The organism is Micromonospora thermarum (assembly GCF_012034245.1).
GTDB lineage: Bacteria > Actinomycetota > Actinomycetes > Mycobacteriales > Micromonosporaceae > Micromonospora > Micromonospora thermarum.
Window position 1 is genome coordinate 57,387 of record NZ_JAATEO010000022.1, and the last position, 21,813, is coordinate 79,199.

The window sequence follows — 21,813 nt, forward strand, 5'->3', positions numbered from 1 at the left end:
GGGCCCAGGCGCGCTCACGCACCGTGACGTGATCGGCCCATAGCTGTGACGCACGCCCCGCAGGGGTGTCCGGTGCCGGCAACCGTCCCGTAGCCTCCGGGAGGTCCGCCGACCCCCGCCACCCCTCGGGAGCGACACGATGCGCCTGCGCGCTCTCCTCGCGTCCGGTCTGGCCCTGGTCGTCCTCACCGGCGGCTGCGGCGACGGCACCGGGCGGCTGCGGGCCGCCACCGGCCCCAGCCCGGTCGCCTCCGGCACGCTTCCCGCCGAGCCGGCACCGACCGCGACACGCCGACCGAACCCCAAGCCCTCCACCGCCCGCCCCCTCCGGCCGCTGCCGGACGCGCTGCCCGCCGGGTTGCAGCGCACCACCGGCGAACGCGGCGTCGCGCTCACCTTCGACGACGGCCCGGACCCGGTCTGGACCCCCAAGGTGCTCGACCGGCTGCGCGCGGCCCGCGTCACGGCCACCTTCTGTGTGGTCGGTACGCAGGTCCGCCGCCACCCCGACCTGGTCCGCCGCATCGTGCGGGAGGGCCACCAGCTCTGCAACCACAGCTGGAACCACGACGTCGACCTGGGCCGGCGACCGGTCGCCGAGATCCGGGCCGACCTGCAACGGACCCACCGGGCCATCCGGACGGCCACCCCCGGCGCCCGGGTCCCCTTCTACCGCCAGCCCGGCGGACGTTGGACACCCGAAGTGGTCAAGGTGGCCAAGCAGCTCGGGATGCGGTCGCTGCACTGGACCGTCGACCCGCGGGACTGGGGAAAGCCTCCGGCCGAGACGATCAGCGAGCGCGTACACACCGCCGCCCGGCCCGGCGCGGTCATCCTGCTGCACGACGGGGGCGGCGACCGGGCCGCCACCCTGGCCGCGTGCCCCCAGATGATCACCGACCTCAAGAACCGGTACGGGGTCGTCCGGCTCCGCTAGGGCGTGCCCCGACTCCCGACCGAGTCGCGGCGGGACCGGCACGGAGCGGCCGGGCGGTGCCGTCGATACGTCGCGGGACGCTCCTGAGCTGCGGATTCCCGGTCTGCTGTGGCTCCAGCCATACCGGTTTGGTCGACCGGCGGGGCATCACGTATGCTTTCCAAGCCTCCGGCGGGGCCGGATGGGAGCAAGTCCGCTTGAAGTTGCGAGTGTGCAATGATGGCGGGGCCGCCCTCATCGTCTAGCGGCCCAGGACGCCGCCCTTTCAAGGCGGTAGCACGGGTTCGAATCCCGTTGGGGGCACAGGTCCGGCTTCGGCCGGGCGAGCTAGGTCCTGTGGAGCAGTCGGAGTGCTCGCCGCCCTGTCAAGGCGGAGGTCGCGGGTTCAAGTCCCGTCAGGACCGCCAGCGCTGACGCCGCGCACCACGCGCGGCGTTCTGCGTATCGGAGCATGTGGCCCGCTCGGCGGAGACCCCGACGGCCGGGTAGCATGAGCCGAGCACGGCCAGGTAGCTCAGTTGGTACGAGCGTCCGACTGAAAATCGGAAGGTCGGCGGTTCGACCCCGCCCCTGGCCACATAGCCTTTCGCCGGGCTACAGCAGCGCCGACCAGCGGAAACGCAGGTCGGCGTTCTGCTTTTCGGCACGGGATCCTGACCCCCGGCCTGCCTCGTCGATCCGCCGATGGCGCCCCCTGTCGTACGTGGGTTGCGCGCCAGCTCTGGCATCATGCCGCTTGGGCGCTATCATCGCTTCATGGCGATTGGTTGCACCTCTGGTCTCGAACCTGCCGTGGCGTTGTTCCGATCCCTCGGTGATCCGACCCGGTTGGCGATCCTGCGACGGCTCGCGTCTGGGGAGGCGCGGGTGGTGGACCTGACCAACGAGTTGGGCCTGGCACAGTCGACGGTGTCGAAGCACCTGGCCTGTCTCCGTGACTGCGGACTGATCGACTACCGGGTCGACGGCCGCCAGTCGTTCTATGCGTTGACCCGACACGAACTGCTCGACCTGTTGCGTTCGGCAGAGCAGGTTCTCGCCGCCACCGGGGAGGCCGTCGCGCTCTGCCCGGTCTACGGGACGCCGGCCACCTCCCCGGCGGCGGCCGCGTGAGCACGCCTCTGTTGACTCCGGAGCGTCGGGCGGTGCTGTCCCGGCGCAGCCTGTGGTTGGCCTACGCCACCGCCGGCTACAACCTGATCGAGGGCCTCGTCGCCGTCGCCGCCGGGGCGGCGGCTTCCTCCGCGGCTCTGATCGGCTTCGGCCTGGACTCGTTCGTCGAGGTGTCCAGCGCGGCCGTACTCATCTGGCAGTTCCGCTCCCGTGTGCCGGAGGACCACGAGCGCCTGGCGCTGCGGCTGATCGGTCTGTCGTTCTTCGCCCTGGCCGCCTGGGTGACCTTCGACGCCCTCCGCTCGCTCCTCGACGGTGGCGATGCCGACGCCAGCCCTGTCGGCATCGGCCTGGCCGTGGCGTCGCTGATCGTGATGCCGCTGCTCGTACGGGCCAAGCGGCGCACCGGCCGGGAACTCGGCTCCGCCACCGTCATGGCCGACTCCACACAGACGATGCTGTGCACCTACCTGTCCGCGGTGCTCCTCGTCGGCCTGGCCCTCAACGCCCTGTGGGGCTGGTCCTGGGCCGATCCGCTGGCCGGGCTCGTCATCGCCGGGGTCGCCGTCAAGGAAGGCGTGGAAGCCTGGCGGGGCGAACGCTGCGACGACTGCGCACCCCTGCCTGTCTCCGACACCGTCACCGACTGCACGGACCGCTGCTGCGGTGACCGGAAGGCGTGACGCAATGGCCCTCATGGTCCCCAACGCCGCAGCACTCGCCGCCCTGCTCGTCCTGGTCCTGGCGCTGCAACTGCAGGTTCGAGTGGTCGAGGAGTCCTATCTGCTCGCCACCCACGGCGACGCGTACCGACGCTATGCCGCCAGAGTCGGCCGCTTCGTCCCCGGCCTCGGACGACGCGCGGACAATCCCAGCGCGATCAAGAACAGCAGCAGCGACACCGCGAGCAGGGCGACTCCGACCGGATAGGGCACCGAGAAGAGGAACGGCGCCTGCTGGACCAGCAGGCCTGCGCCGGCCAACGCCTGGCCGATGCCCATGCCGACCGGCTGGGCCTGCTGAGGCGCAGTCAGGCGTGCCATCCGAATCCAGGCTCGGGGAATCCGTCGCGACACCGCCACACGTATCCCGAGTGCCAGCAGAGCCAGGCCGAGGATCAGGGTCACGAGACGCAAGGCGACCATGACCGGGTCCATTCCGTCGAAGCTCATGTGGCCATCATCAGATGGGCGTCAAGGCCGATCGCAGATTGCGGCCTGATCGCGCGACGCCCGAGGACAAGATCGACTCGGGTTCGGCGGCATCGGGGCTTCCTCGGCGGCCGGAAGCCGCGATGCCGACGGCATGGAGTGAGTCGAGGGAAACGACCGCCTGGGTCACTGGTTCCGGCGCTGACCGATCCCGCCCTGGATCGCCTCCCACACGCTGCGGCCCACCTGCCGCAGGGTCTCACCGGCCTGCTCGGCCAGCTGAGCGGCGCTCGGCGGCCCCTCGCCCGGCTCCTCCCGCGGTCCGCCACCCGCTCCCGGCTCCTTCTGCGGCTCCCCGCCCGTCCGCGGCTCCTCGCCCGCGCCACCTCCGGTCGGACCGGTGGGACACCCCTCGCCGGTCGGTCGGCCCGTACCACCCGGGCGCCCGCCGGCCCGGTCTCGCAGCGTCCGGTCGGCGACGGCCCCGATGGCCCCCGTCAGCTGACCCAGGTCGTCGGTGGCACCGCCGCCCTCCGGATCCCGTCCGCCGGCAGCACCGCCCGCTGCTGCGCCGCCGGGGCCGCCAGCGGCCCGGCCCACCCCGCCGACAGCCGGGCCGGTCGCCCCGCCGCCGGTGCGGGTCGCCTCGGTGACGCCCCGAGTGGCTTCGCCGGCGCCGCGGTCGACGTCGCCCGCGGCGCGGACCGTCTCGGCGCGGACGCCGGCAAGCTGACGCGCCGTCGCCGAAACCTGGTCACCCTGCTGGATGACCTGCTGCGCGGCGCGGTTCACGTCATCGATCGAGGGGCTGACCGTCCGCGACAGGACTTCGAGGATCTGCGGGTTGCGGTCGATCGTGGTCAGCGCGCGGTCGAGGATCTCCACCAGCTTCTCCAGGCGTACCTTGAGCAGCGCCTCCGCCTGCACACCGGTGATGTCCAGCTCGACGTTCTGAAGGTGGACGCGGACCCCGGCGTCGATCTGAAGCAGATTGGCCAGCCGGGCCCGCAGGGAGAGGTCGGCGTCCAGTCCCTCCACGGCGAGGCGGATCGAGTCGACCGACACCTCCGGCACATCGAGCAGGACGTCCGGCTCGGGGCCCACGTCCCGCCGGGCCGGTTCCCCACCCGCGGTCCGCCGGGCCGGCTCGGCGCTCACCCGCCACCGGGTCGGTCCGTCGGCCGCCCGGTCCGCCCCCCGTTGCTGGCTCTCGTCACTCATGCTCCCCGCTCCGCTTTCCCGCACCGCTGCCAAGGACGGTCGGGCGCGCTTACCCGTATTCCGTCCGCCCATCCCGACGCCCGCCCGAGATGTGGCTGCGGACCGGTGCGCGGCATTCCTCGGGTGTCCGGAACCGGGCAGCCCGCGAAGTCGCACACCCGGGCATCAGCCGGTATGGTCCGGGCCTATGGGACAGGAGATGTTCGATCCGGCCGACATACGGCAGGACGTCGAACGGTTCTCGCTCCGTAGCTCGCTCCTCGTTCCCGCCCCCAGCGAGCAGGCGTTCGAGTTGTTCACCGGCGCGATGACCGACTGGTGGGTGACGGAGTACACGTGGTCGGGGCCGGGTCTCCTCACCGAGCTGGGCATGGAGCCCCGGGCCGGCGGGATGCTCTACGAGATCGGCCCGTACGGCTTCCGGAACGACTGGGGCCGCGTGCTGACCTGGGATCCGCCCCGGCGGCTCGTCTTCACCTGGCAGATCGGCGCGGACCGCGTCCCGGTTCCCGACCCGGCCCAGGCCAGCGAGGTCGAAGCGCTGTTCCAGCCGGACCGGCCCGGGAGCACCCGCGTGGAGCTGGAGCACCGGCACTTCGACCGCCACGGGGCGGCGGCGGAGGGCTATCGGAAGGCACTCACCGCCGGCTGGCACGAACTGCTCTCCCGTTACGCGACCGTCGTCGCCAAGCGCGCCACCGGCTGAGCACCGCGAGCCCGCCGGCCGGCCTGGCCCGCGAGACCCACCGCCGCCTCAGCACCGCGAGACCCCACCGCGGCTGGGCGCGCCGCCACAGCCCGCCGTACGGCGCCGGCTGCCTACGCCTCAGTGGCCGATGCCCGGGCGGGGGCCGGTGGTGACACCGCGACCGCCGAGCTCGGCGCGGTGGCCGGCGGCGGCACCGGAGCGGAACCCGGTCCCGGCCAGCCGCCGCCGCGGTGCCGTACGAAGCCGCGGGTAGACCTCCGCGAGCCGGCGCTGCACCCGGTCGGAGCGGTCGGCCAGGACCAGGGCGACGGACGGCCCGCCTGAATCGGTCGCCGCCTCCGCCTCCGCCGTACCCAACCGCTCACCGATCACCTGCGCGAACCCGGCCAGCCACGAGCGCCGGAACGCGGCGGGGTGCTCGTCCGGCGGGACCGGGGTGCCGGCGAGGCCGTGCGCGGCCTGCACCAGCAGTGAGGTGAAGAGAAGATCGACCCGTTCGAGGTCGCTGGCGAAGCCGAAGAGGTGCATGGCGAAGCCGCTGCCCTGTCGACGGCGTACGCAGCGGCAGCGCAGCGGATCGGCGACGGCCGCGAGCAGGCCCGCCTTGTCCCGGGCGTACGGGGCGACGACCTCGACCACCCGGTCGCCGACCGGGTCGGTGGCCGGGTCACGGGCGGCCAGCAGCGCCCGGTCGACGCCGTAGCGGGCGATCAACTCGGTCGCCTTGGCCATGAACGCCGCCGACTCGGCGGGCGTGCAGGCCGGGTCCTCCGCCTGGGCCAACAGCTTCCGGACCTTGCTCAGCATCGCCTCGGACATGGGCACAGGCCTACCACGCCGGGGGACGGCGATCGGTGTGACATCGGCCCGCGACAGCGCCCAGGACAGAAAGGTGGGATCACGGCAGCTCCGACAACCCGGGTGCCGGCCAGGACGGCGGCACCCGGGTCGGGTGTCGCGCGGCGCCCGCCCCCCGACGGGCGCCGCGCTACCCGGCGCGGCTGCGGAGGGTGGCCACCGTCGACCCGGCGAGGGTGAGCAGGCAGTCGGGCAGAAGCCCGTCGGCCGCCGCCGCTCCGAACAGCGCCGCACCGGTGTCGGCGTCGGAGTTGGCGTACGCGCTCACGAAGCGCGCCACCCAGCGGGTGTCGTAGCCGGCCTCGTCGATGCCCGGGAAGTCGAGCGCGCAGGTGCCCGGTCCAGCCGGCTCGCCCACCATCGTCGCGGCGAGACACCACGCGACCCCGTACGCGCCGGCCAGGCCGGACCGGTCGACGACGGCGTCGAAGGTGCCGCAGACCGCGTCCCCGTCGCCGGCCAGCGCCGAGCGGAGCACCGCCGCGGCGTCGTCCTGCGTCTGCTGTGGTGAATCGGTCACGGAGGGCACGGTAGGAGGGGCCGTCAAGCCCCTGGCCGGCCGTCACTCTGCGTGAGCACAGGGGCCTACCTGCGGATTGAGGCACAGCCACGGTCCCGCGCGGAAGCGAGGCACGCTAATCTGCCCAGCGGACCTTCGCCGGAGGAAGGACGACCATGCTCATCTCACGCGCCTCGCGGGCAGCCACCCTGGCCGCCTGCGCGACGTTCCTGCTCGCCACCAGCGCCTGCGGGACCGACAAGCCCGAAGAGGGCAGCACCACCACCCAGGTGCGCCTCTACGGCACCGACGGCAACATGCTCAACTCGTACCCCGCTGAGCTGAAGGAGCGGGCCGGTCTGGTCGACGGCATGAAGGGCACCACCCCGCTCACGCCGCTACCGGAGGACTTCAAGCGCCGTCTGCTGGCCGTCAACTCGGGCCTGACGGACTTCCTCTACTCGGCGGAGGCGTACGACGCGGTGCTGATCAGCGCGCTCGCCGCGCAGCTCGCCGGGAGCACCGACCCGGCCGCCATCGCGAAGCAGATCGTCGGCGTCACCAACGACGGGCAGCGCTGCGAGACGGCCGCCACCTGTCTGGATCTGGCCCGCAAGGGGCGGGACATCGAGTACCGCAGCGTCTCGTTGACGCGGGCCGGCTTCACCGACGCCGGTGAGCCGTCCACGGCCAGCTACGCCACGCTGCACTTCGACGGGCAGCAGATCAACGACGGCAAGACCGAGTTCGTCGGCGCCGGCATCGAGTCGGCGGCGAGCACCAAGGCTCCGCCGCGGCCGAAGAAGCAGGGCACCGGCGCGGCCGACCGCAACGACGGCTCTCCGCTGGTGCTGGGCGGCCTGCTGCCGAAGACCGGTGACCTGGCGATCGCCCACCCGCCGCTGTCGGCCGGAGCCGCGCTCGCCATCAAGGAGATCAACGCCGCCGGGGGTGTCCTCGGCGACCCGGTCACCTGGATCGACGGCGACGACGGCACCAACCCGGCGGTGGCCAAGGCCACCGTGGCCAGCCACGTCGAGGCGGGCGTGCACGTCATCATCGGCGCGGGCGGCTCGGGCATCTCGCGGGAGGTGCTGCCGGACGTGGTCAAGGCGGGGCTGGTCCTGTTCTCCCCGTCGAACACCGACGCGAGCCTCACCGACCTGGACGACAAGGGTCTCTACTTCCGCACCGCGCCGCCGGACAGCCTGCAGGGCCGGGCGCTCGCCGACGTGATCATGCGGGACGGCTCGCAGAAGATCGCCATCGTGGCCCGCAAGGACTCCTACGGCGAGGGCCTGCAAAACATCGTGCGGGCCGAACTGGAGAAGGCCGGCATCGGCGCGGACCGGCTGAAGCTGCTCACGTACGAGCCGCCGGAGGACGCGAAGGCCAAGCCGGTCGACTTCACGTCCGGCGCCCAGGAGATCAAGTCCTTCGGGGCCGACGCCGTCCTGATCATCGGCTTCGGTGAGTCGGCCGCGGTGATCCGCGCCCTCGCCGACGCCGGGGTGCAGCTGCGGCGCTGAGCCACCGTCGAACGGACCGCAACGGCCGCACCGGATGAACCGGTGCGGCCGTTTCCGTGTCAGCGGTCGCGGCGGCGTTCCAGAAACTCGGTCATCCGCCGGTGCTTCTCGTCGTCCTCGAAGAGCACCGCCTGGCTGACCAGGTCCAGATGCGGGTGGGCGGCGGCCGGCGCGTCCACGGCCAGCTTGGTGAGCCGCAGCGCCAGGGCGGAACCCTTCGCCACCTCGTCCAGCAGGCCGTGGGCCGTCGGCAGCAGGTCGGCCGGCTCGGCGACCACCCGGTTGACCAGGCCGATCCGCAGCGCCTCGTCGGCGTCCACCCGCCGGCCGGTGAAGAGCAGCTCCTTGGCCCGCGCCTCGCCGACCAGCGCCGGCAGGCGGTGGGTCGCACCGGCGCCGGCCAGGATCCCCAGCCGCACCTCCGGCTGCCCGAAGACCGCACGGGCCGTGCAGACCCGCAGGTCACAGGCGTACGCCAGCTCGGCGCCCCCGCCCAGAGCCGGTCCGTCGACGGCGGCCACGGTCGGCATGGGCAGCGCCCGGATCCGGGCGAACACGGCGGAGTTGATCGCGGCCAGCGCGTCCAGGCGACCCCGCTCCCGGAGCTGCCCGATGTCGGCGCCGCCGGCGAAGATGCCCTCGGCACCGCCGGTGAGCAGCAGCAGCCGGGGGCGCGCCTCCAGCTCGGCGCACAGCTCGTGCAGGCTGCGCACCAGGTCGGCGTCGATGGCGTTGCGCTTCTCCGGGCGGTCCAGCGTGGCGACCACCCGGTCGGCGCGCTCCTCGACGCGCAGCCCGGTCACGCCTTCACCCCGTTCTCCCAGCGGTAGAAGCCCTGCCCGGACTTCTTGCCCAGCTTCCCGGCGGCGACCATCTCGACCAGCAGCGGCGGCGGCGCGAACCGGTCACCGTACGCGGCCTGGAGCGTGCGCGCGATGTCGAGCCGGACGTCCAGGCCCACCAGGTCCGTGAGCTCCAGCGGGCCGACCGGGTGCCGGTACCCGAGCACCATCGCCTTGTCGACGTCGGCCGGGCTCGCGACCCCGTCGGCGACCATCCGGATCGCCTCCAACCCGAGCGTGACCCCGAGCCGGGAGGTGGCGAAGCCGGGCATGTCGCGTACGACGACGGGGTCCTTGCCCAGCCGGCCGGCGAGCGCGACGGCCGCGTCGGTGGTCTCCGGGGCGGTGGCCGGGCCGACCACGACCTCGAGCAGCGCCATCGCCCAGACCGGGTTGAAGAAGTGCAGGCCGAGGAAGCGGTCCGGGCGCGCCAGCCCGTCGGCCAGCTCGGCGATCGAGATGCTGGAGGTGTTGCTGCCGAGCAGCGCCGGGCGCAGCGCCTCGGCCTCGCGCAGCACGGTCCGCTTGAGGTCGGTCCGCTCCGGTACGGCCTCCACGACGACGTCCGGCCCCTCCGCGACCTCGGCCAGCGCGCCGCGCAGGGTCATCCGCGACCGGTTGGTGGCGGCCTGCTCGGCGGTCAGCTTGCCGCGGCCCACCGCCCGGTCCCACAGCTCGCCCAGGCGCGCCACGGCGGCCTCGCCCCGCGCCCGGTCGACCTCGACCAGTTCCACGGCGTACCCGGCCCCGGCCGCCACGTACGCGATCCCGAGCCCCATCGTGCCGGCCCCGACGACGACACAGCGGTCGTTCATGACCCCTCCCTGCCTCCGGCGGCGCCACGGGGGTCGCCCGCGCCCCTCCGCATCTTCGACTCGCTCATGCGGCGACCCTATTAGGGCGTGCTCCGGTCGGGCCGGCCGGCCCGCGCCGGTCCGCGCGCCCGGTCCGGGCGGTCTCCCCGGGCGGTAGGCGTGGCGTCGGGACGGTCCGGGTACTTGTCCGGCCATCGATCGAGGGAGGACGACGAGATGAGTCAGTCACCGGAGACCACGAACGCCGTCGACCCGGCGGAGACCGTCGAGACGCGCGGGGACGACCGCGTGGACCTGCTGCGCGCCGACACCAACAACGACGGCCGCACCGACGTGTGGGTGGTGGACACCGACGGCGACGGCAGGCCGGACCTGTTCCAGTTCGACACCGACGGGGACGGCACGGTGGACGTGACGATGGTCGACCTGGACGAGGACGGCACCCCGGACACGGTGGTCGACGGCGACGGCGGCCTGCCCCCGGAGCAGCTCCCCCCGACCGTCCAGGTGTGAGCGTGCCGTCCTACCGCCCGCGCAGGCGGAGCGTCGCCAGGTAGTACGGGACGTCCCGGTCGTCCACGTCGGTCAGGCGCCACGGGCTGTCGTGGACGAGCGAGGCCAGTTCCTCGGGCGAGCACACCAGGTAGTCGAACCAGGGCGTGCCCAGTTCCCGGTAGCGCAGCCGCAGCCGGAGCTGCCCGCCGAGGCGGCCCCGGCGGCGGTTGCGCTCGTGGTACCCGGTGTGCACCGGGTCGCGGGTGCCGTACGGGTCGGTGCCGTGGGCGATGACCTGCGCGCCGGGGCGGGCGAGCGCGGCGAGTGCGGCCAGGAAGCCGGGTGCCCGCTCACGCCCCTCGATCAGCCCGAGGTTGTTGCCGAGGAGCAGGAAGGTGTCGTAGCGCCGGCCGTCGGCGACGTGCGCGTCGACCGTCCCGTGCACCAGGTCGCGTACGCCCCGGCGGCGGCAGACGTCGAGCGCGCCCGCCGAGGTGTCCAGCCCGGTCACCGGGACGCCGCGCTCCTGGAGCAGCAGCGCGATGCGGCCCGCCCCGACGCCGACGTCCAGGGTGGCGCCGCGCGCCCGGTCGACCGCCCGGTGGTCGTACGGTTGCCAGTGCTCCGGCCCGTCCAGGTAGTGCGCCGCCGGAGCGCCGTTGACCAGGCCGTCGTCGCGTTCGATGATCTCGATGACCGGGCGGGGCAGCCGACCGCCCACGAGCGGGCGGGGGCCGACCCCGGTCGCCACGGCGAGGGTGTCGCGCAGCAGTTCCCCGATCACGTCCCCGATGCGTGGCTCGCCGATCACACCCTTCACGTTAGGCGTGTCTCCCGATCCTCGCCGGACCGCCACGGCCACGGACGACGATCCGGGAGACACGCCCAACCGCCGGGTCGCGGGGCCGCGGCGGCCGTATCCTGGCGGCGTGACCACGCTGGACCGCCTCGCGGCAGAGAAGTACATCCTGCTCACGACCTTCCGCAAGGACGGTCGTGAGGTGCCGACGCCGGTATGGGCGGTCCGCGACGGCGACGCGCTCGCGGTGTGGACGGTGGCCGACTCCGGCAAGGTGAAGCGGATCCGTCGCAGCGGGGACGTGAGGGTGGCGCCGTGCGATGTGCGGGGCCGGCCGCACGGACCATCGGTGGCCGGTCACGCCACGCTGTCCGATCCGGCCGGCACCCGGCGGGTCCGGGCGCTGATCAAGGAGAAGTACCGCCTGCTCGGCCGGCTCACGCTGCTCGGCAGCCGGCTGCGCCGGGGCGAGCAGGGCACGGTCGGCATCCGGGTCACCATCAAGGACTAGGTTCTGCGTCGAGGGTCGTCCGGCCGGTCGGCGGCCGGCCCGGCGCGCTCGGGGACGGACATCGGCCGACACGCGGAAGGGCGGCGGACCGATCGGTCCGCCGCCCTTCGCACATCGTCTGGTTGACTGTCGGTTCGGTCAGTCCCCCTGGCGCTGCTGCGGGATCTGCCCCTGCAGCAGGGCCCTGACCTCCGACTCCCGGTACAGACGGTGGCCGCCGAGGGTCCGGATGGCGCTCAGCTTGCCCGCCTTGGCCCACCGGGTCACCGTCTTCGGGTCGACACGGAACATCGACGCCACCTCGGCCGGCGTGAGCAGCGGCTCCGGTTCGTGCGTTCGCGATGCCATGGGTCACTCCTCCACATGTATAGACATCGGCCGGGGTCCCGCCGGCCGACGCGTCTCCCATGGTCCGGCTAGTCCCCGATGTCCGACATGGGCCGAACGGCCGAACGTCCCTAGACGGACGGATGAACCATGCCCGAATTATGCGACTTTTACACGGCAGAAAGTACCTTATTCGGACTCATGATCACGCTTCGTGATGCGTCAACTACGAACGACCCTCGCGTAACCGGCCGATTTGTCGCTAATTGCACCGCTCGAGCAACTGCACCGCGCGCCACCGCGCCACCAGCTTGTCGTACGCGGCCGACGCCTCCTCGGCCTCGCCCCGCGACAGCCCGGCGAGGCCGGCCGCGACCAGCTCCGGCGAGTCGTCGGCGGCGAGCGTCTCGTCGGAGAGCAGCTCGACCAGCCCGCCGTAGTCCAGTTCCACCACCGACCGCGGGTGGAACTCCTCCAGCCAGCGGGCCGCCTCCTCCACGGCCTCGGTGATCGGCGCCGCACCGACGGACTTGCGCAGCACCGCCAGAGCGCGGGACGCGCGGCGGCGGGCCTTGGAGATCTCCGTCCGGTACCGCAGCGCCCGCCGGCCCGGCCGGGTCACGTGGTGCCGCTCCTCCGCGTCGAAGAGGACGAACCACCGCAGCGGTACGCCCCAGGTGGCGATCTGCTCGTGCACCCGGGGGACGCCGTGCTCCAGCACCCGCGCCCCGCTGCGCCAGTCGTCCACCACCGCCTTGGCCTGCCCGGCCAGCACCGGGGGCACGAAGGCGTCGGCCAGCACCGGAGGTACGCCGTCCCGCGCGCTCAGCGCCGCCTCCGCCACCCGGATGCGCAGGTTCCACGGGCAGACCAGCAGGGTGTCGTCGGTCTCCAGGACGTACGCCTCGTCGGGCGGGTCCGGCAGGCGCGTCCAGCCCGCGCCGAGCGCCTCGATCACCGACGTCCGCTGCCGTCCGGGGCCCTCCACCGGGGGCACGGCGCGTCCCTGCTCGACGTAGCGCCGCCAGTACGACTGACGATCGCGATCGAAGGCGGTCAGCGGTTCGTACACGCGCAGGTATGAAGCGAAGAGCGACGGCACGGCGCGATCCTCCCACGAGTCGGACACGTAGCCCCGCCCGCACCGCGCCGGCAGGCGCCATGGGCGGCCCACGGCCGGTCCCGGCCTGCGGACGCCGCACGACCGGGGACGGCGGGACGGCGTCGGCCGATACTAGGCTCAGCGGCACCGGCAGCATCCCGCCGGCGTCCAGAGGTCCGCGGCCCACAAGGTCGCACACCACACCAGGAGCGAGTCATGGGCGTATTCGCCACCGCCGACGACCCGGGGTCGACCGGCCACGAACAGGTCGTGTTCTGCCAGGACAAGCAGACCGGCCTCAAGGCGATCATCGGTATCTACTCCACCGCGCTGGGCCCCGCGCTCGGTGGCACCCGGTTCTACCCGTACGCGAGCGAGGAGGCCGCCCTCGCCGACGTGCTCGACCTGTCCCGCGGCATGGCGTACAAGAACGCCCTCGCCGGTCTGGACCTGGGCGGCGGCAAGGCGGTCATCTGGGGTGACCCGGAGCAGATCAAGAGCGAGGCGCTGCTGCGCGCGTACGGCCGCTTCGTGGAGACGCTCGGCGGCCGTTACTACACCGCCTGCGACGTCGGCACCTACGTCGCCGACATGGACGTGATCGCCCGCGAGACCCGGTACGTCACCGGCCGCAGCGTCGAGCACGGCGGCGCCGGCGACTCCTCGGTCCTCACCGCCTGGGGCGTCTTCCAGGGCATGCGCGCCGCCGCCGAGCACGTCTGGGGCGCGCCGACGCTGCACGGGAAGCGGGTCGGTGTGGCCGGCCTGGGCAAGGTCGGCAAGTACCTGGTCGGGCACCTGCTCGACGACGGCGCCGAGGTGGTGGCGACCGACGTCAACCCGAAGGCCCTGGAGTGGGCCCGCACGACGCACCCGCAGGTGACGCTGGTCGACGACGCCGCCGCGCTCGTCGCCGCCGACATCGACGTGTACGCCCCGTGCGCGCTGGGCGGCGCCCTGAACGACGACACCGTGCCCGTGCTGCGTGCCAAGGTGGTCGCCGGCGCGGCCAACAACCAGCTCGCCCACTCCGGCATCGAGAAGGTCCTCGCCGACCGCGGCATCCTCTACGCGCCCGACTACGTGGTCAACGCCGGCGGCGTGATCCAGGTCGCCGACGAGATCGAGGGCTTCAACTTCGAGCGGGCCAAGCTGCGGGCCACGAAGATCTACGACACCACGCGGGAGATCCTCCGGCTCGCCGACGCCGAGGGCGTGCCGCCGGCGGTGGCGGCGGACCGGCTGGCCGAGCGCCGGATGGCCGAGGTCGGCCGCCTGCGCACGATCCACCTGCCCTGATCCGGGCGCCGGGGGCGGCGCCAGCCGGTTCCGCCCCCGGCCTCCCGAACACTGCCGCCGCCGTTAAGCTGTATTTCGAGGCGATTCGTCCGGTGTCACGGGCGCACACGGGATCGGTCCTTACCGGGTACACTGTGTGACGGCTGGACCACCGCGACGCGCGGAGCCGGTCGACGGTAACCCGAGGTGCCGAACGACGGCATCCCCATGTACCGTAAGAGCCACGAGAGATGCCTGACGTCATCGGGGCCCGCCTTCGGGCTGCCCCGCATTCTGTGCGAGGGGGTCGAGCCATGGGGCGCGGCCGTGCTAAGGCCAAGCAGACAAAGGTGGCCCGGGAGTTGAAGTACCACTCCCCGAACACCGACCTCGCCGCCTTGCAGCGAGAACTCGGCGGCAGCCGCAAGTCGGACCACGACTTCGACGACGACTACAAAGAGTATGTCGACGACGATGACGAGGACCACGCGGACGACGACCCGGAGTCCTGGGTCCGTCCCACCCGCTGACCCCCGGTCGCATCTGAGCACGCGGTAGGCCCCGCGTGCTCACGTATGTGCCCGTTCGGCAGCGGCGTCCCGACTGAAAACCAGGGGCCGGCCGGACCCGTCCGGTCGGCCCCTGGCTCGGCGGCCTGCCCGCGCTCAGCGCGGGCGGTTGTTCCAGTTGTAGAACGTCGGGATGTTCTCGAAGTGGTTCCAGGCGCAGACCGCACTGGCGCCGTCGCCACCCGCCACCTCCGCACGTAGTCGACGTGCGACCTCGGCCTCGTGGAGCAACGCGGACAGGCCCGGGGCCGCCGCGCGGACGCGGTCGGCGACCTCGTCCAGGGCGACCCCTGTCGCGCGCTCAGGCTGCCGGTGACCGGTGGTCTCGGGCATGCTCCAACACTCCCTCCAGTAGGCGGATCTTGCTGTTGCGGCAGTGTTCGGTCTCCGTACCGTCGAAACGGCCCAGTTCGAAGTACCGGTTGGCGGCGTGACCCCCGCCACAGAAACCGAAGTAGGGGCAGGACGTCCGGCAGGCCTCCACACCGCTGAGGAACTCGCCGACCCAGGGCGTCCCCTCGGCACCGGCGAGGATCTCCGCCAGGGACGTGACCAGCACGTTGCCACTGCTGAAGTCGCCGTACCGGGGATCGGTGAAGCCGGCCAGCTCCGGCGACAGGACGATCACCGACCCGTCGTGGCCGACCGTGGGGATCGGGTCCAGCCGGCGGGGCAGCAGGTCGTCGGCGGTGCCGTCGAGCACCGCCGCGGCGTACCGCAGCGACCACTCGACCTCCCGCAGGTGGATCCGCGGGTCCCGGCGCCAGGCCGCCAGCAGCTCCGCCCAGAAGGCGGTCACCGCCGCGGGGTCGTGGCTGTTGTCCCGCGTGTTGACGCCCTCGGTCTCCTCGATGTTGACGCCCAGCACGTCCGGGCCGAGATCGAGGAAGTAGTCGTACAGCTCCGTGGCGAGCCCCGGCTCCGGACGGCCCACCACGGCCAGCGCCGAGAAGGGCAGGCCGTGCCGGCGCAGCGCCGCCACGCCGCGCACGATCTGGTCGTACGCCGGCCGCCCGCCCCGGCCGACCCGGTCCGAGTTGCGCTCCCGCGGCCCGTCCACGCTGACGCTCACCCGGACCCGGTGCTCGGCGAAGAACCGGCACCAGGCGTCGTCGATCAGCGTGGCGTTGGTCTGGACGTGGTGCTCGACCTCCGGGCCGAACGGCGCGATCAGCGCCGCGAGGTGCTCCCGGCCGGCAGCGAGGGGCTCACCGCCGTGCCACACCACCGAGAACCGGCCGGCCCGCGCCCACGGGTTGACCGACGCCGCCACCGCCTCCGCCACCGGAACCGGCATGCGCCGGTCGGCCGCCCGGAACGGCAGGTAGCAGTACGCGCAGTCGAGGTTGCAGAGGGTGGTGGGCTGCATCACGACGTACGTCGGGACGGTGGCCAGGCCACGCATCCCGCCGATCGACTGTCCCCGAGCAGCCATCGCCCTCCTCTACCGTGCCTGAGGAGCTGTCCAGGCACAGGGGGTGCCGGGCAGCGTTGAGGGTGCCCTTCAGGCTAGGCGGCGACGGCCACTCGGGTGAAGCCCTGATCAGGTGCCCGTACGATCACCAGAGCGTGATCAACCCCGGGTGTGCTGCCCGATCATCTGGACGTTGCCGGAGCCCTCGATGATCTCGCCGGCCTGCCAGGCGTCGACGCCCCGCCCGGTCAGGGTGGCCAGGGCGCGGTCCGCGTCCTCCGCCGAGACGATCGCGAACATGCCGACGCCCATGTTGAAGGTCGCCTCCATCTCCGGGTCCTCGATCCGGCCCTTGGACTGGACGAGGTCGAAGATCGGCTGCGGCTTCCAGGTGGAGCGGTTGACCACCGCGTCGACGTGCTCCGGCAGGATCCGGACCAGGTTGCCCGGGATGCCGCCGCCGGTGACGTGCGCGAGTGCCCGCACCTCCGCCTCGGCGATCAGCTTCAGGCAGTCCTGCGCGTAGATCTTCGTCGGGGTCAGCAACTCCTCGCCGAGCGTGCGCTGGCGGCCGAAGTCCTCGATGACCACGTCGAGCCGCATCCGGCCGGCGCCGAGCAGCACGTGCCGGACCAGCGAGTACCCGTTGGAGTGCAGGCCGGACGACCGCATCGCGATCACGACGTCGCCGACCTCGACCCGCTCCGAGCTGAGGATCTCGCTCTCCTCCACCACGCCGACGCCGGTGGCCGAGATGTCGTACTCGTCCGGGCGGAGGACGCCCGGGTGCTCGGCGGTCTCGCCGCCCAGGAGTGCGCAGCCCGCGTAGCGGCAGCCGTCGGCGATGCCGGCGCCGATCTCGGCGACCTTGTCCGGAACGACCTCGCCGGTGGCGATGTAGTCCAGCAGGAACAGCGGCTCGGCACCGCAGGCGACCAGGTCGTCCACCACCATCGCGACCAGGTCGATGCCCACCGTGTCGTGGATGTCCATCTGCTGCGCGATGACCAGCTTGGTGCCCACGCCGTCGGTGGACGACGCGAGGATCGGGTTCTTGTACTTCTTCGTGTCCAGCCGGAACAGGCCGGCGAAGCCGCCCAGGTCACCCATCACCTCGGGCCGCCGGGTCTGCTTGACCTTGGACTTCAGCAGCTCGACCGCGCGGTCACCCGCCTCGATCGAGACGCCGGCGTCCGCGTACGAGACCGAGCGTTTGCGCGCCGGGCGGCCGGTGCCGGCCGTCCAGGGCTGGCGGTCGCCGCCAGCACCGGTCGGGCTGCTTCCTGCGCCGCTGCGCTCGGACACGTGCGTCACGGTTCTCCCCTTTGGTGGTTCCGATGCGGACCGGCGCCGGCCGGGCCGCACCCGGTGGTGCTACGGGTGGTGGGTGCTTACGACGACCGGAAGGCCGTGCTGGTCGGAGGTCTCGGCGGTGACCCGCCGGCCGACCGCCTCCAGGACGTGCTTGCCGATCAGGTTCGCGGCGGGCAGCTCGATCGGGTACTCGCCGTCGAAGCAGGCCCGGCAGAGCCGGTTCTTCGGCTGTTCGGTGGCCGCGATGAGACCGGCGAGCGAGACGTACCCGAGGGTGTCGGCACCGATCGACCGGCGGACGCCCTCGTTGTCCAGCCCGTTGGCGAGCAGCTCGGCCCTGGTGGCGAAGTCGATGCCGTAGAAGCACGGCCAGGTCACCGGCGGGGAGGAGATGCGGACGTGCACCTCCAGCGCGCCGGCCTCGCGGAGCATCCGCACGATGGCCCGCTGGGTGTTGCCGCGGACGATGGAGTCGTCGACCACGACCAGCCGCTTGCCGCGCACGTTCTCGCGGAGCGGGTTGAGCTTGAGCCGGATGCCGAGCTGGCGCAGCGTCTGCGACGGCTGGATGAAGGTCCGCCCGACGTACGGGTTCTTCACCAGGCCGGCACCGTACGTGATGCCGGACTCGGCCGCGTAGCCGATGGCGGCCGGCGTGCCGGACTCCGGGACGGGGATCACCATATCGGCCTCGACCGGGTGCTCCTTGGCGAGCTGGCGGCCGATCTGCACGCGCGCCGCGTGCACGTTGCGGCCGGCGATGGTGGCGTCGGGACGCGCGATGTAGACGTACTCGAAGAGGCAGCCCTTGGGCTCCGGCGGCGCGAACCGGGTGGAACGCAGCCCGTCCTCGTCGATCGCGATCAGCTCGCCGGGCTCGACCTCGCGGACCACGCTCGCGCCGACGATGTCCAGCGCCGCGGTCTCGCTGGCGACCACCCAGCCGCGCTCCAGCCGGCCGAGCACCAGCGGGCGGACGCCGTGCGGGTCGCGGGCAGCGTAGAGAGTCGACTCGTCCATGAAGACGAAGCTGAACGCGCCCCGCAGCCGGGGCAGCACCTCCAGCGCGGCGGCCTCGACCGACAGGTCGGGCCGGCTGGCGAGCAGCATGGTCACCAGGGAGGTGTCGTTGGTGGCGCCGTCGGCGACCAGCCCCCGCTCGCCGACCTCCCGCTGAAGGTCGGCGGTGTTGACCAGGTTGCCGTTGTGGGCCAGCGCGATCGTCGTGCCGGAGGTGGTGGCGCGGATCGTCGGCTGGGCGTTCTCCCAGTTGGAGGCGCCGGTCGTGGAGTAGCGCGCGTGACCGATGGCGACGTGCCCGCGCAGGCTGGCCAGGGTCGGCTCGTCGAAGACCTGGGCGACCAGGCCGAGGTCCTTGTAGACCACCACGCCGGAGCCGTCGCTGACCGCGATGCCGGCCGCCTCCTGCCCCCGGTGCTGCAACGCGTACAGCCCGAAGTAGGTCAGGTTGGCGACCTCCTCGCCGGGTGCCCAGACGCCGAAGACGCCGCACGCGTCCTGGGGGCCGGGACGTTGGGGATCAAGGTCGTGGCTCAGCCGGCCATCGCCTCGGGGCACCTGCCGCTCCCTTATGCTGGACTGGCCTTGCGGGATCGCGGGATCCGCACTGTTCGGCCGGGACCACTGTCGTCGCCTGACAGTGTACGCGAACCCGAGTCGACACAGAAAGTCACGAAATGGGTGCGGCCCGTTACCAGGCGTCGATCGCCATCGCAGCTAGAGCGGCAGGTACGCGGAGAGATCCGCCCGGATTCCGCTCACCCGTACGCGACCCTCCGTGACCGCCTCGCCCCAGTCGAGGCGACCGGTGGCGATGCGCAGCCAGGTCTCCGGGTCCGTTTCCACCACGTTCGGCGGGGTGCCACGGGTGTGTCGGGGACCCGGAACGCACTGAACTGCACCGTAAGGTGGGACACGCACCTCCACCGATCGGCCGGGGGCACGCTCCGCGAGGGCGGTCAACAGGGCACGGACCGCCCCTCGGTACACCGACCGGTCGGGGGTACGCCCCTCGTCGAGCGCCGACAACGCCGCCGCGACCGCGGCGGACTTAACGTGCGGAGAGGACACGACGGGACGATACGACTCGCGCGCAGCGCGCATCACGCTGGCCCTGGGTCGCGCTGATCCGGTCAGACAAGGCATAGTTGCCGACGGCGTATTCGTACCGTGATGATCCCCGGCCCGGCGCCCGCCGGCCGCGGAGGTAGGTCAGTCCGGAAGGGCGGTGGACGTGTCAACACACCGACGTGCCTGGAAGCAGCGGGCCGGTGTGGTCATGGCGCTGGTTGTCGGCGCCCTGCTCACCGCCCCCGCCACCCCGGCGTTCGCGGCCGATGTCGCCGTTACCCCCGGCTCGGTCACCGTGAACGCCGGCAGCGACGCCACCGTCACCGTCACCGTCACACCGCGCGGCGACGACGAGACAGCCCAGATCAGCCTCTCCGGGCTACCCTCCGGCGTCACCTGCTCGCGCGGGTGCGGTGAGATCCGTTTCACCCCGCCGAACCTGCCGAAGTCCCAACTGGTGACGATCAGGGCGAACGACAACGCCGCCGACGCCAACGCCACGGTCACGGTCGCGGTCGAGGCCGACTCGGGTCCCGGCACGGCCACGTTCCAGCTCAACGTCAAGGGCAAGGCCGCCCCGCAGCCGACTCAGGCGCAGACCGTGAAGTCGGTCTCCGGCAAGGTCGTCAACCAGGCCACCGGCGACGCCGTGCCGAACGCCGTGGTGATCCTCCAGGACGCCAGCGGCAAGAAGTTCGACACGATCACCGGCGACGACGGCAGCTTCCGCTTCACCGGTAGCACCAGCAACCCGATCGCCCCCGGCCGGCTGGACATCGGCGCGAGCTTCGACAACATCTACGCCACCAAGAGCTTCAACGCCTCGGCCGGACAGACCATCACCGGCCAGCGGATCGCCCTCGCGATCAAGACCGAGGTGACGCCGAGCGCCACGCCGTCGGCCTCCGCGGAGGCGCTGCCCTCCGAGGAGGCGACCGAGGAGGGCACCGAGGAGTCGGCCGACGCAGCGGCCGCCCCGACCAACGCCAGCAACGAGGACTCGGGCGGCATCGGCTCGCTGCTGATCATCCTGCTCGGCGGTCTCCTCGTCGCCGCCGGTGTCGGCACCATCGTGCTGCTCTGGATGCGCCGCAAGGAGAACGGCGACGACGCCGAGGACGACGCGGCTCCGGCCGCCGCTGCTGGCGGCGCGGTGCCGGGCGCCCGGGGCGCGTACCGCGGCGCGGACGACCACACACGGGTCGTCAACCCGGCCGCGGCGGCTCCCACGATGGTCGGCGGCGCCGGGCTCAGCGACGCACCGACGATGATGCACCGCCCGGTGGTCGACGACGTCCCGCCCGACCCGTACGGCGCTCCCCCGCAGCCGTACGGCGCTCCCGCCGGCCCGGGCGGCGGCTGGGCCGGCAACGGCTACGGCAACGACCCTTCCGCACCGGCCGGCTACGGCGCGGCCGGCTACGGCAACGCCCCGTCCTCGGGCGGGGGCTACGGCACCGCGCCGTCGTCCGGCGGCGGCTACGGCGGCAACGACTACGGCGCGCCCGCCGGGGCACCGGCCGGGACGGGCTACCCGCCGGCTCCGGGCGGCGCGCCCGGCTACGGCGAGCGGTACGACGAGCCGACCGGCCGCTACCAGGGCGACGCCACGCAGTACCCGGCACCGGCCGACCCGTACGCGACCGGCATGTACCAGCCGGACGCCGGCTACGGCCAGGCCGATCCCGCGCCCTACGGCCGGGGCGGCGAGCCGACCGGCGGGTACGACCAGCGGGGCGGGTACGACCAGGGTGGCTACGGCCAGCAGGGCGGCTACGGCCAGGAGCCCCCGGCCGCACAGCGCGGCGGCTACGACGACCGGGGCTACGACGACCGCGGCGGCTACGACCAGGGCGGCTACGGCGGCGGGTACGGGCAGCAGGGCGGCGGCTACGGCCAGGAGCCCCCGGCGGCCCAGCGCGGCGGCTACGACGACCGCGGCGGCTACGACCAGGGCGGCTACGGTGGCGGCTACGGCGATCCGGCGCAGGCCGGCGGCCGGGGCCGGCCTGACGGCCCGCCGCAGGACCGCAGCGGCCGCCGCCTGGACTGGCTGGACGACTGACACCGGGAACACGACAAACGCTGAGGGGCCGTCCGGCATCGGACGGCCCCTCACTCGTCGCGGCGCGGTTGGCCACCTGCACGAGGTGGTGCCCGATCCCGCTCGTCGCCGACGGTCCGCCGCAGCGAGATCTGCACGACGGCGGCTGGAAGACCTTCGCGCCCCTTTGCTCTG

Annotated in this window: 24 protein-coding genes and 3 tRNA genes; 13 read left to right on the top strand and 14 right to left on the bottom strand. The window is 72.9% G+C overall.

All coding sequences use genetic code 11. From position 1 onward, the window contains the following. Positions 1–139 precede the first annotated feature (139 nt). From HCJ94_RS20045 to HCJ94_RS20070, 6 genes are all read left to right on the top strand, one after another. Positions 140–937, top strand: coding sequence for a polysaccharide deacetylase family protein (locus HCJ94_RS20045; RefSeq protein ID WP_168002568.1), 798 nt, complete (start codon positions 140–142; stop codon positions 935–937). 230 nt (positions 938–1,167) lie between these two features. Next, a tRNA-Glu gene (locus tag HCJ94_RS20050) sits at positions 1,168–1,240 on the top strand. Positions 1,241–1,267: 27 nt separating this feature from the next. After that, positions 1,268–1,344 (top strand) — tRNA-Asp (locus tag HCJ94_RS20055). A gap of 96 nt (positions 1,345–1,440) precedes the next feature. Beyond that, positions 1,441–1,514: transfer RNA gene (locus tag HCJ94_RS20060), tRNA-Phe, on the top strand. 179 nt (positions 1,515–1,693) lie between these two features. Continuing rightward, complete coding sequence (locus tag HCJ94_RS20065) at positions 1,694–2,050, top strand: ArsR/SmtB family transcription factor (protein ID WP_168002569.1); 357 nt, start codon at positions 1,694–1,696, stop codon at positions 2,048–2,050. Beyond that, the gene (locus HCJ94_RS20070; protein WP_168002570.1) at positions 2,047–2,733 is read left to right on the top strand and encodes a cation diffusion facilitator family transporter; all 687 of its coding nucleotides are present in this window, start codon (positions 2,047–2,049) and stop codon (positions 2,731–2,733) included. Before HCJ94_RS20065 ends, HCJ94_RS20070 begins: the two co-directional genes overlap by 4 nt. Before the next feature lie 132 nt (positions 2,734–2,865). Here the strand turns inward: HCJ94_RS20070 and HCJ94_RS20075 are convergent, their stop codons facing one another. Both HCJ94_RS20075 and HCJ94_RS20080 read right to left on the bottom strand, forming a co-directional pair. Beyond that, a complete protein-coding gene (locus HCJ94_RS20075) occupies positions 2,866–3,222 on the bottom strand; it encodes a hypothetical protein (protein WP_168002571.1) in 357 nt (118 codons plus the stop codon). Positions 3,223–3,387: 165 nt separating this feature from the next. Then, a complete protein-coding gene (locus HCJ94_RS20080; protein ID WP_168002572.1) occupies positions 3,388–4,422 on the bottom strand; it encodes a hypothetical protein in 1,035 nt (344 codons plus the stop codon). A 187-nt stretch (positions 4,423–4,609) separates the two neighbouring features. On the opposite strand from HCJ94_RS20080, the gene HCJ94_RS20085 reads away from it, so the two are divergent. After that, entirely contained in the window at positions 4,610–5,128 is a 519-nt protein-coding gene (locus HCJ94_RS20085; RefSeq protein WP_168002573.1) for an SRPBCC family protein, read from the top strand. A 120-nt stretch (positions 5,129–5,248) separates the two neighbouring features. Here the strand turns inward: HCJ94_RS20085 and HCJ94_RS20090 are convergent, their stop codons facing one another. Both HCJ94_RS20090 and HCJ94_RS20095 read right to left on the bottom strand, forming a co-directional pair. Further along, positions 5,249–5,950: a DUF2786 domain-containing protein gene (locus HCJ94_RS20090; protein ID WP_168002574.1), complete on the bottom strand. Its 702-nt coding sequence runs from the start codon at positions 5,948–5,950 to the stop codon at positions 5,249–5,251. 169 nt (positions 5,951–6,119) lie between these two features. Further along, on the bottom strand, positions 6,120–6,509 hold the full coding sequence (locus HCJ94_RS20095) for a hypothetical protein (protein WP_168002575.1): 390 nt from the start codon (positions 6,507–6,509) through the stop codon (positions 6,120–6,122). A gap of 155 nt (positions 6,510–6,664) precedes the next feature. Between HCJ94_RS20095 and HCJ94_RS20100 the strand changes: the two genes are divergently transcribed. Next, a complete protein-coding gene (locus HCJ94_RS20100) occupies positions 6,665–8,017 on the top strand; it encodes an ABC transporter substrate-binding protein (RefSeq protein ID WP_168002576.1) in 1,353 nt (450 codons plus the stop codon). A gap of 59 nt (positions 8,018–8,076) precedes the next feature. Here HCJ94_RS20100 and HCJ94_RS20105 read toward each other — a convergent pair whose 3' ends face one another. Continuing rightward, positions 8,077–8,820 carry an enoyl-CoA hydratase/isomerase family protein gene (locus HCJ94_RS20105; RefSeq protein WP_168002577.1) on the bottom strand — a complete coding sequence of 248 codons (744 nt, stop codon included), beginning with the start codon at positions 8,818–8,820 and terminating at the stop codon, positions 8,077–8,079. Further along, complete coding sequence (locus tag HCJ94_RS20110; protein ID WP_168002578.1) at positions 8,817–9,674, bottom strand: 3-hydroxyacyl-CoA dehydrogenase family protein; 858 nt, start codon at positions 9,672–9,674, stop codon at positions 8,817–8,819. The genes HCJ94_RS20105 and HCJ94_RS20110 overlap by 4 nt, the downstream gene beginning before the upstream one ends. Positions 9,675–9,890: 216 nt before the next feature. On the opposite strand from HCJ94_RS20110, the gene HCJ94_RS20115 reads away from it, so the two are divergent. Beyond that, positions 9,891–10,187 carry a hypothetical protein gene (locus tag HCJ94_RS20115; RefSeq protein ID WP_168002579.1) on the top strand — a complete coding sequence of 99 codons (297 nt, stop codon included), beginning with the start codon at positions 9,891–9,893 and terminating at the stop codon, positions 10,185–10,187. A 10-nt stretch (positions 10,188–10,197) separates the two neighbouring features. Here the strand turns inward: HCJ94_RS20115 and HCJ94_RS20120 are convergent, their stop codons facing one another. Beyond that, entirely contained in the window at positions 10,198–10,980 is a 783-nt protein-coding gene (locus tag HCJ94_RS20120; RefSeq protein WP_168002580.1) for a class I SAM-dependent methyltransferase, read from the bottom strand. Positions 10,981–11,098: 118 nt separating this feature from the next. Here HCJ94_RS20120 and HCJ94_RS20125 point away from each other — a divergent pair, with 118 nt between their 5' ends. Continuing rightward, positions 11,099–11,479 carry a PPOX class F420-dependent oxidoreductase gene (locus tag HCJ94_RS20125; protein ID WP_168002581.1) on the top strand — a complete coding sequence of 127 codons (381 nt, stop codon included), beginning with the start codon at positions 11,099–11,101 and terminating at the stop codon, positions 11,477–11,479. A gap of 138 nt (positions 11,480–11,617) precedes the next feature. Here HCJ94_RS20125 and HCJ94_RS20130 read toward each other — a convergent pair whose 3' ends face one another. Then, positions 11,618–11,827: a BldC family transcriptional regulator gene (locus HCJ94_RS20130; protein WP_168002582.1), complete on the bottom strand. Its 210-nt coding sequence runs from the start codon at positions 11,825–11,827 to the stop codon at positions 11,618–11,620. A gap of 241 nt (positions 11,828–12,068) precedes the next feature. After that, positions 12,069–12,908, bottom strand: a complete 840-nt coding sequence (locus tag HCJ94_RS20135; RefSeq protein WP_168002583.1) for a DUF8083 family protein — start codon at positions 12,906–12,908, stop codon at positions 12,069–12,071. A 216-nt stretch (positions 12,909–13,124) separates the two neighbouring features. Here HCJ94_RS20135 and HCJ94_RS20140 point away from each other — a divergent pair, with 216 nt between their 5' ends. Further along, positions 13,125–14,207, top strand: a complete 1,083-nt coding sequence (locus HCJ94_RS20140) for a Glu/Leu/Phe/Val family dehydrogenase (protein ID WP_168002584.1) — start codon at positions 13,125–13,127, stop codon at positions 14,205–14,207. A gap of 293 nt (positions 14,208–14,500) precedes the next feature. Continuing rightward, a complete protein-coding gene (locus tag HCJ94_RS20145) occupies positions 14,501–14,716 on the top strand; it encodes a DUF3073 domain-containing protein (RefSeq protein WP_155329428.1) in 216 nt (71 codons plus the stop codon). A 135-nt stretch (positions 14,717–14,851) separates the two neighbouring features. Here the strand turns inward: HCJ94_RS20145 and amcA are convergent, their stop codons facing one another. From amcA to HCJ94_RS20170, 5 genes are all read right to left on the bottom strand, one after another. After that, on the bottom strand, positions 14,852–15,088 hold the full coding sequence (amcA, locus tag HCJ94_RS20150; protein ID WP_168002585.1) for a multiple cyclophane-containing RiPP AmcA: 237 nt from the start codon (positions 15,086–15,088) through the stop codon (positions 14,852–14,854). After that, positions 15,057–16,160, bottom strand: coding sequence for a cyclophane-forming radical SAM peptide maturase AmcB (amcB, locus tag HCJ94_RS20155; RefSeq protein ID WP_305070259.1), 1,104 nt, complete (start codon positions 16,158–16,160; stop codon positions 15,057–15,059). Before amcB ends, amcA begins: the two co-directional genes overlap by 32 nt. 168 nt (positions 16,161–16,328) lie before the next feature. Continuing rightward, a complete protein-coding gene (gene purM, locus HCJ94_RS20160) occupies positions 16,329–17,483 on the bottom strand; it encodes a phosphoribosylformylglycinamidine cyclo-ligase (protein ID WP_168002587.1) in 1,155 nt (384 codons plus the stop codon). Between the two features lie 60 nt (positions 17,484–17,543). Beyond that, the gene (purF, locus tag HCJ94_RS20165; RefSeq protein WP_168002588.1) at positions 17,544–19,061 is read right to left on the bottom strand and encodes an amidophosphoribosyltransferase; all 1,518 of its coding nucleotides are present in this window, start codon (positions 19,059–19,061) and stop codon (positions 17,544–17,546) included. Positions 19,062–19,220: 159 nt separating this feature from the next. Then, complete coding sequence (locus tag HCJ94_RS20170) at positions 19,221–19,574, bottom strand: sterol carrier family protein (RefSeq protein ID WP_309227351.1); 354 nt, start codon at positions 19,572–19,574, stop codon at positions 19,221–19,223. 163 nt (positions 19,575–19,737) lie between these two features. On the opposite strand from HCJ94_RS20170, the gene HCJ94_RS20175 reads away from it, so the two are divergent. Continuing rightward, on the top strand, positions 19,738–21,639 hold the full coding sequence (locus tag HCJ94_RS20175; RefSeq protein ID WP_168002590.1) for a carboxypeptidase-like regulatory domain-containing protein: 1,902 nt from the start codon (positions 19,738–19,740) through the stop codon (positions 21,637–21,639). Positions 21,640–21,813: the final 174 nt, after the last annotated feature.